Raw genomic sequence first — 12194 nt, 5'->3', positions numbered from 1 at the left:
TAATTCTTTTAAAGAATCACGTTGTCTTTTTTCATCAAGCTGTTGCAAACTGGCTGTTATATAGTTGGGCGTAAAGGGAATCTTGTGCCAATAATTCTATATGGGAGTCTTTTTCGACGACGGAGCCGTCTTTCATCACTAAGATCAAGTCAGCGTTTTTGATGGTAGAAAGACGATGGGCGATGATAAAGCTGGTTCGTCCTTGGGTCAAACGATCCATCGCCGTTTGGATCATTTGTTCCGTCCGCGTGTCGACACTGGAGGTGGCTTCATCGAGGATCAGAATCGTTGGGTCTGCTAAAATCGCCCGAGCGATCGTCAATAATTGTTGTTGTCCTTGTGACAGTTCGCTTTCGGAACCAATGACGGTATCGTAACCGTTGGGCAGTGTCCGCACGAAGTGGTCGCATTGGGCGGCTTTGGCGGCAGCCAAGATGTCTTCTCGAGTGGCATCGGGATTGCCATAAGCGATATTTTCAGCGATGGTTCCTTGGAATAGCCACGTATCTTGCAGCACCATACCGAATTTTTTTCGTACTGCTGGTGCCGAAAAGGACATCATGTCTTGATCGTCCAGCAAGATCTTCCCACCATTCAATGGATAAAAGCGCATCAAAAGATTGATCATGGTGGTTTTTCCGGCACCTGTTGGTCCAACGATCGCGACCGTTTGTTTTGGTTTGACGGAAAATTCGACGTTTTCCATCAAGAGTTTTTCCTTGCTGTAGCCAAAGGAGACGTGTTGAAAATCGATTTTTCCTTTGATGGTTTGTGGAACTGGCAGTTGTTGGGTCGCAGTTTCTTCTTCAGGATAATCAAGGATCTCAAAAATTCGTTCGAGAGATGCTAAGGCACTTTGCAAGGTGTTCATAATATAAGAGGCTTGCGTGATCGGTTCAGACACTTGGTTGATGTATTGCAGATAGGCTTGTACGAGACCAATGGATAATTGCCCTTGCAACACCATTAGACCACCAACGACGGCGCTTAAGATAAAGCCGATTTGATTGATAAAGCGCACGAATGGATTGATAGCTGCACTGACGAACTGTGCTTTCCGAAAGGCTTTAAATTGGGCTTCACTCAATTCCGCCATTTCCGCTTCAACGGCAACTTGTTGGTTGTAGGATTTGATCAGCGGATTTGCGGTATAAAACTCTTCCGCACGACTGCTGACTGCACCTAATGTTTCTTGGTTTTTGGTAAAGTAGCTCAAGTTTTTTCGTGCGAGAACGGTAGTCACAAAAGCACTCAAAAGCAAAATCAGGACCACGCCGATCGTCAGTAATGGGCTGAGATAAAGCATGGCGATCAAGCCGAAGGTAATGCTGATGGTTGCGGTGATCAGCTGCATCAAACCGACTTGTAAGACCTCGGATACTTTATCTAAATCGAGAATCACTCGGCTTAAAATATCGCCAGTATGATGTTTGTCGTAAAAACTGATAGGCAGGCGATTGAATTTGTCACTGATTTGTTTGCGTAAAGTCAAGGTCAGGGTTTCACTGACACTGGCCATTGTATACTCTTGCAGCAAGGAAAAGAGACTGATCAAAAGCCAAGTTCCCGCTAAAAGGACGACTGGACCTAAAATACTTTGCCAAAAATCATTGATCTGCCAGCCTTCTTGTTGAAACAAGGCAATCAGATTATCCAGTCCACGCCCCAAGATCAAAGGGGCGATGGACATTAGTAAGGAAAAGAACAAGGCGGAAGCGATAATCAGTAGAAAGCGGGCTTTTTGTTCCATCAGCAAACGCAGCAAGCGTCGGCTTGTATTTTTCATGTTTTTTGGTGTATCCATTGTTTGTTTACTCATCCTTCATTCCTCCCATTCCTTGAGATGAGGCAAACTCTTGATAAGTTTGGCAATTGCGTAATAATTCTTCGTGGGTTCCTTTACCGACCATTTTGCCGTTATCCAAGACAATGATTTGATCGGCATTTTTGACGGTCGATACCCGCTGAGCCACGATAATGACGGCGGCATCTTTCGTGTATTCTTTCAATGCACGCCGCAAATTGGCGTCTGTTTGATAATCCAAAGCAGAAAAACTGTCGTCAAAGAAGTAGATTTCTGCTGGCTTTGTCAGCGCTCGGGCAATACTCAGTCGTTGCTTTTGACCGCCAGAGAAATTGCTGCCTTTTTGTGCAACCGGACTTTCATAACCTTCAGGCAAGCCTTCAATAAATGACTTGGCTTGAGCAACTTCAGCGGCTTTTGCCATCGCCTCATGGGTTGCTGGACGATTGCCGAAACGCAAGGTTTCTTGAATCGTGCCGCTAAGCAAGAGCGCTTTTTGCGGGACATAACTAATTTGGTCCCGTAATTCGGCTTGTGAGATCTCTTTGATGTTGCGGCCAAAAAGCGTGATCGAACCAGCAGTCACATCTTTGAAACGCAACAGCGCTTTGGCGATGGTGCTTTTTCCAGAGCCAGTTCCGCCAACGATCGCTGTCGTTTTGCCTCGGTGGATCTCAAAGCTGATATCTTCTAAGACAGGTTCTTCGGCGCCTTCATACGTAAACTGCACGTGATTGAAAGCTGCGATCGTTTCTGACACGGCAGTCTTGTTTAAGGTTTGGTCACCGTCGATCAAATCAATTGGTTCTTCCAAAACTTCTGTGATCCGTTGCAAGGAAGTCAAGCCTTTAGGCACCATCACGATCACCATCGCTGCCATAGTCAAAAACCAGAGACTCAGGATCGTGTATTCGATGATGGCAGTAATACTACCAATAGCAAGGTGGCCCTGCAGACTTTGATAGCCGCCGTAGACAAGGATAGTCGAAATCGAAAGTCCCATTACTAAATTGACGGTCGGATTCAAGACAGCAAAGAGGCGATTGACTTGGATCATGGTTTTCGCATATTCCGTCAGTGTTTGATCTGTCCGTTCTTTTTCGTAAGCAGCTTTGTCGAATGCTCGAATCACCCGAGCGCCAGTAAAGGTTTCTCGTAAGATCCGCATCATTTTATCGACTAGTTTTTGCGTGATTTGTGATAATGGGATCGCTTTGCGAATCACTCCATAAGCGATCATTGAAAAACATAGGATCGCTACGATTGGGACACAAATCATCCGTAAAGAGACGGTGCCGGTTAGAAAAATTGAAGCAGCGACGATCATTGGGGCTGGCAAAATCATTTGCAGCGCCATCATCAAAATTTGTTGGATGTTGTTGATGTCGCTGGTGGTACGTGCCAGCAAAGTGGCGTACCATAGCCATCAACAGCGGATACAGAGAGTTCTTGTGTTTTTTTGAAAAGGCGCATCCGCAAAAAATGCCCGAATTTTCCTGAAAGGTGGGCAGATAAATAACTACCGCCTACAGAGACGATCACGGTGCCGATGGCAATGGCAAACATCCACCAGCCATTGTGCCAAATGGCTGTCGTGTCGACTTTCAAGATCCCTTCGTCAATGATTTTTGCCAAAAAATACGGCAACAGGAGTGTGCCGAAGGATTGGACCAGCATCAAAAGAAATAAACTGAAAAAGAAGCGTCGTTCTTCTTTATAAAATAACTGTAATTGTTTCATGATTTCCCTCCAAAAATGTCGTTCTATGGTAGAATAAACTGTAACGTTACGTTACAGTCAAGCAAGGAGTGAAATTTTTTTGAAAAAACAATTGACCATCAGTGAGATGTCCGCTTATGCTGGCGTGAGTCGGCGCACATTGATTTATTACGATCAGATCGATTTATTCAAACCGCATTCGATTGGTGAAAACGGCTATCGCTACTACGGCTTTGAACAATGCCTTGAGTTAGACGTGATTTTGCTCTTGCGTTCTTTAGACATGCCCTTGCAAGACATTCGACAATTTTTGAAAAACCGCAACCCTGAATACACGCAAAAGGAACTTGTGGAACGGCGAGGAGAAGTTCGTACCAAAACCGCTGCGCTGCAAGAATTGGAACGAACCTTCGATCGCTACATCCAGCGCTATGAAAAAGTACAGAAAGCCGATTTTGAGACCTTTACGATAGCGCACCACGAAGCAGAGGCGTTTATCGTTTCCGAAGAGATCGCTGGCGATGATCCGGAATCTGCTTATCAAGTGTACGCCCGTTTTTATCCGCTAGTGGATTATAAAGATGCCTTCAGTGGCTACCCCATCGGCTTTTTAAGTGCTGGAACGACATTGGAGGATCAGACCTTTCACGCATCGCCTTATCGGGCACTGATCTTGATTCCCCAAGATCGGCTGCATCTCTATCCTGAAAAGCTGATCATCACGCGTCCTACTGGCACGTATGTGTCTGGCTTTGTCAGTGAGGGAGAGGAACAAATCGCTGCTTTTACCCATCGCATCCAAGCCTTTCTAAAAGAGAATCAGTTGAAGATCGATGGTGATGTTTGGGAATTGTTATGGCAAGATGAAGTCTTTACCGCCCAAAAAGAATTGCAGATATTTGAAGTGATGGTTCCAGTGAAGCCCGAGTAATGGACGAGGCACGCGTATCTGTAGGAACCGAAAATCAAGATACGCAATCGCAATGGTTGTTGCGGGCTTTTCAATGGAAGCAAAATAGAAGCAAAGGAGATGGACGAAGCCAGATCGTATCCCTACAAAGAGCCCAGTGAAGCGTTGAAATTCCCATTTTCCTTTTTTCTCGTTATACTTGAAAGAACAGATGAGAAAAAAGGGGAAATTTTAATGAAAAAAGAAACAGGATTACGCTCGCTTTATGCGTTGATTGGTGTCGCCATTTTAGGATTCGGGGCGGCATTGCTGCGGGTCGGCGGAGTAGGGCTAGACCCATACACAGCAGCCAATATCGGTGTCGGTGAGCTGCTAGGGTTATCCCTTGGGGTCTATCAATTGATGATCAATATCGCTGTCCTAGTATTGATTTTTATCTTTGGCCGTCGCCATATCGGTATCGGGACGGTCATCAATATGGTGCTGACAGGATTTTTCATCGACTTTTATACCAACGTTTTTGATTGGTTATCCGTCGGTCCAAATAACTGGTGGCAGCAAGGCTTGTTCTTGTTGATCGGGATTATCTTCTTTACCTTCGGTGCTTCGTTTTATATGTCAGCGAATTTGGGCAGCGCCCCCTATGACGCGATCGCCCCAACCATCGTCGATCAGACGAAAGCCAACTATCGAGTGGTGCGGGTGATTCAAGACGTTGCCTTTGCCTTGATTGGCCTCTTCACAGGCGGGCCTATTGGGATCGGAACCTTCATCAGTGCCTTTTTAGTGGGCCCACTGATCAAATTCTGGGACAACCGTGTCTCTCAGCCATTCATCGAAAGCAGTGTCAAAAAAGCGATTTTTAAATAAAAAGGTCTGCAGCAAAGAGAAGTCGAAGCGATTTAGTCGCCCACTTCACTCAGCTGCAGTTTTTTTGCCATTTGATCAAGGAATTCTTGCATAATTGCTTCTCAGTCGCTAGAATAAAAAAGCCGAGGAGGGGTAAGTATGCAATTACCAACACCATTTATTGAAAAATACCAACGGTTGTTAGGAGAAGAAGCACCAGCTTTTTTTACCGCTTTGACCGATAATCAGCCAGTCAAAGGCTTTCGCTTGAATGTTGCTAAGCCGCACGCACAAGCGATGCTGGCAAAATATGGACCAGCCGCTGTACCTGCCCCCTATGCAGAAGCTGCTTATATTGGCGAAGTCAAAGGCCGTTCGCTGCTCCATCAAGCTGGCTATGTCTACAGCCAAGAACCTAGTGCGATGATCGTAGCAACGATCGCAGCCGCTCAACCAGGGGAGCGGATCTTAGATTTATGTGCGGCGCCAGGGGGCAAAACAACGCAGCTGGCAAGCCAATTACAAGGAAAAGGGCTGCTTGTAGCAAATGAGATTTTCCCGAAGCGTGCCAAAATCCTATCAGAAAATGTGGAGCGTTGGGGCTTTCCGAATGTAGTCGTCACCAATCAGGCTCCACAAGAATTGAGCCGCCATTTTCCTCAGTTTTTTGACAAGATCGTAGTGGACGCCCCATGTTCTGGTGAAGGAATGTTTCGTAAAGATCCCGTCGCATTAGAAGAATGGCAAGCAGATACACCTGATCAGTGTGCGATCAGGCAAAAAGACATTTTGGCACAAGCCGTTGCGATGCTAAAACCGGGGGGCCAGCTGATCTATTCCACCTGTACCTTTGCCCCAGAAGAAAACGAAGCGATAATGGCTTGGTTAATGGAGGAGTATCCCTTCACGATCGAAGCGATCGACTTGGACAATGTATCTCATGGGCGCAGCGAGTGGGGAGCTGCACCTGGGATTGAGAAAACCATCCGCTTATGGCCGCATTTAAACCAAGGAGAAGGTCATTTCGCTGCGAAATTGACCTCGCTAGCAGAAGCAGCGCCAGTGAAAAAGAAGAAAAAAGGCAAAGGAGCGACAGCCAAGAGTCCATTGGATGCAGCGACTCAAAAGTTGTGGCAAGCCTTTCGCAAGGAGTTTCCGTTTTTACAGGCACTGAATGCGACGCCACAGCTGCTAGGAGAAAACCTCTGGCTCGTTCCTGAAGAAATGCCTTCTTTAAAAGGGATCAAGTTTATGCGCCCAGGTTTGCACGTCGGCGTCGTTAAGAAGAATCGGATCGAGCCAAGTTATGCGTTGGCATTGGCGATCCATGCAGAAGAAGGGGCACCGACAGTGCCGATCACTTTGCCGCAATGGCAGCAGTATGTGGCAGGTGAAACCTTGAGCGTGCCAGGAAATGCTGGATGGGTGATTTTGACAGTCGATGAGATCCCAGTCGGTTTTGGAAAACAAGTCCAAGGAACCGTAAAAAACTTCTTTCCTAAAGGATTAAGATTCAAAGCGATTTAAACGAAATAGTGTTTTTATTTCAGTCCTCGTGCTATGATGGAAGTAGCAAAATAAGGGAGCTGATCGATATGAAAACATCATCAAAAGTAACGATTGGATTAAGCATTGCAGCGATCGCTGGGATCACTACTGCCGTCGTTGTATCAGACAAAGTATTCAATAAAGTACGCTTCGCTTGCAACCGACACAAAGTAAAGAAATTTGTCGATGACAAATTCAACGGCAATGAAAAATTGCTGGATGTCGTAGACGGCTTGTCTGACAATGAATTGGATTCGTTGTTAGGTGTGATGAAAAAAGTCAATGAAGGCCGCAACAAAATCTCTGTTTACGGAGACAATATCAAAGATTCGACAGAACATGTCAAAGACAAGTTGACGAGCTTTGTTGATTCCGTCTTTTAAGTCAATCATTCCATTTGAAACTCGCAGGGACATCGGTCTTTGCGAGTTTTTCTCGTCTTTCTAAGCGTTTTTCGTTATACTAACAAGGAAATGCACGAAATGGTGCGAGGTAGAGGAGTGAAAGTGAAGTCGTGGAAAAAACAAGTACCTTGACTGCCGAGGAAAAAGCCTTCTTTATGGAAGAAGCAATCAAAGAAGCCCGAAAAGCAGAAGGGTTGGCAGAAGTACCGATCGGTGCTGTCGTCGTCTTGGATGGTAAAATCATTGGTCGTGGACACAATCTACGAGAAACGCAGCAGCAAGCCGCAGCGCATGCGGAGATGTTTGCGATCGAAGAAGCCTGTCGCACTGTCGGAAGTTGGCGCTTAGAACAAGCGCAGCTGTTTGTGACCTTGGAACCATGCCCGATGTGTAGTGGGGCGATGTTATTGGCACGGGTGGAAGAAGTGTATTTTGGTGCCTACGATCCCAAAGGCGGCACTGCTGGTACATTGATGAATTTATTGGAAGATGAGCGCTTCAACCATTGGTCCTATGTGGAAGGCGGCATTTTAGAAGAAGCATGCGGCCAGCTGCTAACAGATTTTTTCCGAGCATTACGAGAAAAGAAAAAACAAAAAAAGGCTGGCAATCTCTAACGAAATACGTTATACTAAGTTTTGCCGAAAGGCTAGGACAATGGAGGTCTTGTGAAGCGTGTCAGATCCGGAAGGAAGCAGCACTAAGCAGGATTCTCCATGTGTCTGATTGATAAACTGCCTGCTATTGAAGAAAGCAGTAGTACTAATTGAATCGATGATCATTCAAACCTGAGACAGACTGTCTTAGGTTTTTTTATTTTTGAAATTCTTTGTGACACCAAGGACTGTTCTAATTGTATTCTGCTTTAAATCTAGGCAATCGATAGCAGCTCTCATAGGGTTAAGTTGCATTTTTGATACAAAGGCTTTATTCCTGTTTAGAACCTTACTCTGATAACTTTTGCGTTGGCGATTTTTATACTCTCAAAAATTAGTAATGGTACGTATCATAGTGGTGAATGATGATAGAGAATATCTGTTTTGGTGTTCTCAAAGAATCATTAGTTCTGACGAACTGAAACATGGATACCTGCTCTCGATATTCGATAGAATCGTCGTTTCAAGAACTCTTTGTTTTCGCTTCAACGAATTGCCGCCGTGTTATCGATAGAACTTCCCCAAAATAACCAGAAAAAAATCACTTTCCTTTTTACAGTCAGAAAAGTGATTTTTTCTTTTGGACAACTGTCACTGCAGCTGGTTCTTTTTTACAAAAAGTCACCATTCTTTTCCAAGCATTCCAATGGTTTCCCAGAGATTTTATGCTATGCTTATTTTGTAGAGACTTCCGTCGTCTTTCTACTGGCAACCCTTGATGCCAATAGAAATGGATAGTGATTTCAGGCGACGTATTTGAAAAGAGGCGCACAATGGAAAAAATTACGATTATCCATACCAACGATCTGCATTCCCACCTAGAACATTGGCCGAAGATGCGGCGTTATTTGGATCAAAGAAAACGAGAAGCGGATACGACCGAAGAGACAGTGATCGCAGTCGACTTAGGCGACTTTGTCGATCGCTGGCATCCTTTGACAGAAGCAACTGACGGCAAGGCGAATGTCGATTTGATGAATCAAGGACATTACGATGCGGTGACGATTGGGAACAATGAAGGGGTCGGCAATCCCAAAGAGGTCTTGCAGCATTTATATGACCAAGCAGAATTTCCTGTCATTTTAGGCAATTTATTTGATAAACAGGATTTACGTCCGCCGAAGTGGGCACAAGAATACAAAATCATGGAAAGCAATCAAGGCGCCAAAATCGGCCTGATCGCTTTTACAGCACCGTTTCCGCTGACATATGCCCCAAACGGCTGGGACATTCGCGAACCTTTGGAGATTTTGCCTTCATTGGTTCAGCATTTGCGCCCCGAAGTCGATCTGCTGGTCTTGATGAGCCATCTAGGTATCAATGCTGATCGCCAGATTGCGAGGGACTTTCCAGAACTAGATGTTATATTAGGTTCCCACACGCACCATTTGTTTGAAAAGGGCGAAGTCATCAATGGGGTTCAAATTGGTGCAGCTGGCAAGTTTGGTTTTAACATTGGCGAAGTCGAAGTGGTCTTAGATGATCACCACCGCCCGATCAAGCATCGCGCCCGTGTGATTCCGACGGATTCGTTGGTGGCTTTTCCGCAAGATGAGGAAGAGATCGCCGAATATCTATCGATCGGCCATCGCTTGCTGCGGGCAAATCAGGTGGCAGAAATTCCAGCAGCGTTTACGAGGGATTGGCAAAGTGAACATTCTTTGGTTCGGGAGGCGCTTTTGGCATTATGTGCCAAAGGACAGACGGATGCCGCCATCTTAAATACGGGGCTATTCTTAGATGATTTGCCACAAGGGCGGGTCGATCAAGATCAGCTGCACACGATTTTACCCCATCCGATGCATTTGATACGGGTGACGCTGCAAGGCGCGGATGTCATTCGATTGGTCTTAGAGATGGAAAAAAATCGCAACTTTTTGCGCAATTTCCCAATTATGGGAATGGGTTTTCGAGGGAAGATTTTTGGCGAACTGGTTTATGAAGGCATCCGCTTTGATGAAAAAAACCACCAAGTATTGTGGAAACAAGAGCCCGTCGATCCTGCTCAAAGCTACACGGTGACCCTTGTGGATCACTACTTGTTTATTCCGTTTTTCCCGACGATCGAGATTGCTGGAACCGTTGAGTTTCTTTTTCCAGACTTTATTCGCACAGTGGTCGGTGATTACCTGAGTCAGAAATACCCCATCCAGTAGTTCGTCACTCCTCCAGCTGGATTTTGCGAGAAAACCTCGACTATCATTGGGGAATAAAACAAGGTATAATAAACAACAGGTGGTGAAAAAATGACCGAAAAACAAACGATCACAGATGAAATGACATCTGTACTAGAAGAAATTATTGAAGAACCAGCGAAACAACCGCAAAAAGGCGAGTTGGTGACTTTGTTAAATGATGAAGAATTAATGATTGGCAATCGACAATACAAATTGGTCATGGATTATCGTGAAGGCTTCAATCCAGAAAAGCTTGGCGAGCGTTACAGTGAAGTGTTGGCACGTTATGATTATATCGTAGGCGATTGGGGTTATGAGCAGCTGCGTTTGAAGGGCTTTTTTGAAAAAGATAACCGCAAAGCATTACCCGATCAGCGTATCGACATGCTGGAAGACTATTTGTATGAGTATTGCAACTTCGGTTGTGCCTATTTCGTGATCCAACGAGTTGGCGGCAAAAAAGAAAAAAGTACCTCCCGCCGACGCAAGAAAAAGCCAACCCAAAACAATCAAAATCAAAACACACAACAAAACGCCCATATAGAAGAAAAGCGTGACACCGTACCGCAGAAAAAAAGCAAACCAACGATCAAAAATCGTAAACCAAAAGAAAAGAACGTCAAAAAAACCGAAACAACCACGGTGAAAAAAGGCAAAAAAGAGTTTACGATTCGACAAAGGGAAGAATAAGATGAAATATAAAGGCTATTTGATTGATTTAGACGGCACGATTTATTTAGGAAAAGCGCCGATCCCTGCTGGGAAACGCTTCGTAGAATCCTTACAAGAAAAAGGACTGCCCTATTTATTTGTGACCAATAATACGACCCGCAGTCCTGAAGTCGTGGCGCAGCGATTAGCGGATGAATTTTCAATCCATGTGGCACCAGAAACGATCTATACCGCAAGCTTGGCGACAATCGATTTTATGAAAGACCATGGCAAAGGCCGCAAAGTATTTGTGATCGGCGAAGCGGGGTTGATCGATTTGATTTTAGCTGCTGGGTTTGAGTGGGAGGAAACCAACCCAGATTATGTCGTGGTTGGCTTAGACAACCACGTGACGTATGAAAAATTTGTTTTAGCAACGTTAGCGATCCAAAAAGGAGCAACCTTTATCGGGACCAATCCAGACAAAAATATCCCGACGGAAAGAGGTTTATTACCTGGTGCAGGTTCACTGATCGCAATGGTGGAGACTGCCACCCAAACGCAACCGATTTTTATTGGCAAACCAGAAGCCATCATTATGGAAAAAGCGGTGGCACACATCGGCTTATCAAAAGAAGAGGTCTTGATGGTGGGAGACAATTACGAAACCGATATTCGCTCGGGGATCCAAAACGGGATCGATTCTTTGCTCGTATTATCTGGCTTTACCCCGAAAGCGGCAGTTCCGACATTACCAGTAGCACCAACCTATGTGGTGGATTCTTTAGATGAGTGGGATTTTGAACAATGAAAAAACAAGTGTGGCTTGAACGCTTAGGATTTGTCTGCTTGTTTTTGTTTTTGGTCAGTCTAGCGATCACCCTAACGATCAATTTTCGACCGTTATATTGGTTTGATGTCGATCACTTGAATCTGCTGGATTATACCTCGCTAACAAGAGAAGAGTTGTTGAAGAACTATGGCTTATTGCTAGATTTTCTAAATAATCCCTTTGCAAGTACGCTCGCCTTGCCAGATTTTCCAATGTCTGAAGCTGGCGCTGGGCATTTTTACGATGTGAAACAGTTGTTTCTATTAAATTATGCCGTCATGATCGTCACTTTGCTGCCCAGTATCTGGTTCGTCAATCGGTTACGGCAAAAACAACAGCAATGGCGCTTGATTCGTCCCTTTCAATGGGGGATGATTTTGCCGCTGATTTTCGGGTTTTTGATGGCTGTCGGCTTTGACCGCTTTTTCGTTACGTTCCATGAGATTTTCTTCAGTAACGACGATTGGCTGTTTAATCCAGCCACCGATCCGATCATCAACGTGCTGCCAGAAACGTTTTTCATGCATTGCTTTATTCTCTTTTTCGTCTTGATTGAAGTCTTCTTTTTTGCCTTCTATTGGTGGGGCAAACGAGGCTTGAAAAAAACAGCGCAATGAAAAAAAGACCAACGATCCCCTTCCTTT

General features: G+C 45.0%; 10 protein-coding genes, 1 other RNA gene and 1 pseudogene. 10 read left to right on the top strand and 2 right to left on the bottom strand.

The genetic code is table 11. The features are described from left to right. Positions 1–34 precede the first annotated feature (34 nt). Together ECA1_RS13380 and ECA1_RS13375 are read right to left on the bottom strand one after the other, a co-directional pair. Positions 35–1819 carry an ABC transporter ATP-binding protein gene (locus ECA1_RS13380; RefSeq protein WP_060792744.1) on the bottom strand — a complete coding sequence of 595 codons (1785 nt, stop codon included), beginning with the start codon at positions 1817–1819 and terminating at the stop codon, positions 35–37. Further along, positions 1812–3544, bottom strand: a pseudogene (locus tag ECA1_RS13375) (ABC transporter ATP-binding protein). Before ECA1_RS13375 ends, ECA1_RS13380 begins: the two are co-directional and overlap by 8 nt. Positions 3545–3650: 106 nt before the next feature. Between ECA1_RS13375 and ECA1_RS13370 the strand changes: the two are divergent. From ECA1_RS13370 to ECA1_RS13325, 10 genes are all read left to right on the top strand, one after another. Continuing rightward, positions 3651–4454, top strand: coding sequence for a MerR family transcriptional regulator (locus ECA1_RS13370; protein ID WP_081091754.1), 804 nt, complete (start codon positions 3651–3653; stop codon positions 4452–4454). Positions 4455–4667: 213 nt separating this feature from the next. Then, positions 4668–5303, top strand: a complete 636-nt coding sequence (locus tag ECA1_RS13365) for a YczE/YyaS/YitT family protein (RefSeq protein ID WP_010748831.1) — start codon at positions 4668–4670, stop codon at positions 5301–5303. Positions 5304–5441: 138 nt separating this feature from the next. Further along, entirely contained in the window at positions 5442–6809 is a 1368-nt protein-coding gene (locus ECA1_RS13360) for an RsmB/NOP family class I SAM-dependent RNA methyltransferase (RefSeq protein WP_060792742.1), read from the top strand. A gap of 68 nt (positions 6810–6877) precedes the next feature. Next, positions 6878–7213 (top strand): hypothetical protein, encoded by a 336-nt coding sequence (locus tag ECA1_RS13355; protein ID WP_005227636.1) that lies wholly within the window; start codon positions 6878–6880, stop codon positions 7211–7213. Positions 7214–7344: 131 nt separating this feature from the next. Beyond that, positions 7345–7851, top strand: coding sequence for a tRNA adenosine(34) deaminase TadA (gene tadA / locus ECA1_RS13350; protein ID WP_015509027.1), 507 nt, complete (start codon positions 7345–7347; stop codon positions 7849–7851). A gap of 29 nt (positions 7852–7880) precedes the next feature. After that, positions 7881–7967: signal recognition particle sRNA small type (ffs, locus tag ECA1_RS13345), an RNA gene on the top strand. Positions 7968–8663: 696 nt separating this feature from the next. Continuing rightward, the gene (locus tag ECA1_RS13340) at positions 8664–10046 is read left to right on the top strand and encodes a bifunctional metallophosphatase/5'-nucleotidase (protein WP_060792741.1); all 1383 of its coding nucleotides are present in this window, start codon (positions 8664–8666) and stop codon (positions 10044–10046) included. A gap of 90 nt (positions 10047–10136) precedes the next feature. Next, the gene (locus ECA1_RS13335) at positions 10137–10757 is read left to right on the top strand and encodes a YutD family protein (protein WP_015509029.1); all 621 of its coding nucleotides are present in this window, start codon (positions 10137–10139) and stop codon (positions 10755–10757) included. 1 nt (position 10758) lies between these two features. Beyond that, positions 10759–11529, top strand: a complete 771-nt coding sequence (locus ECA1_RS13330) for a TIGR01457 family HAD-type hydrolase (RefSeq protein WP_010748835.1) — start codon at positions 10759–10761, stop codon at positions 11527–11529. Next, a complete protein-coding gene (locus ECA1_RS13325) occupies positions 11526–12167 on the top strand; it encodes a TIGR01906 family membrane protein (RefSeq protein ID WP_060792740.1) in 642 nt (213 codons plus the stop codon). Before ECA1_RS13330 ends, ECA1_RS13325 begins: the two co-directional genes overlap by 4 nt. Positions 12168–12194 lie beyond the last annotated feature (27 nt).

Origin of the sequence: Enterococcus casseliflavus NBRC 100478 (assembly GCF_001544095.1) — a bacterium.
In the GTDB taxonomy this organism is placed as follows: domain Bacteria; phylum Bacillota; class Bacilli; order Lactobacillales; family Enterococcaceae; genus Enterococcus_D; species Enterococcus_D casseliflavus.
The sequence above is the reverse complement of the archived record's forward strand: the minus strand, read 5'-3'. Positions and strand labels throughout refer to the sequence as shown.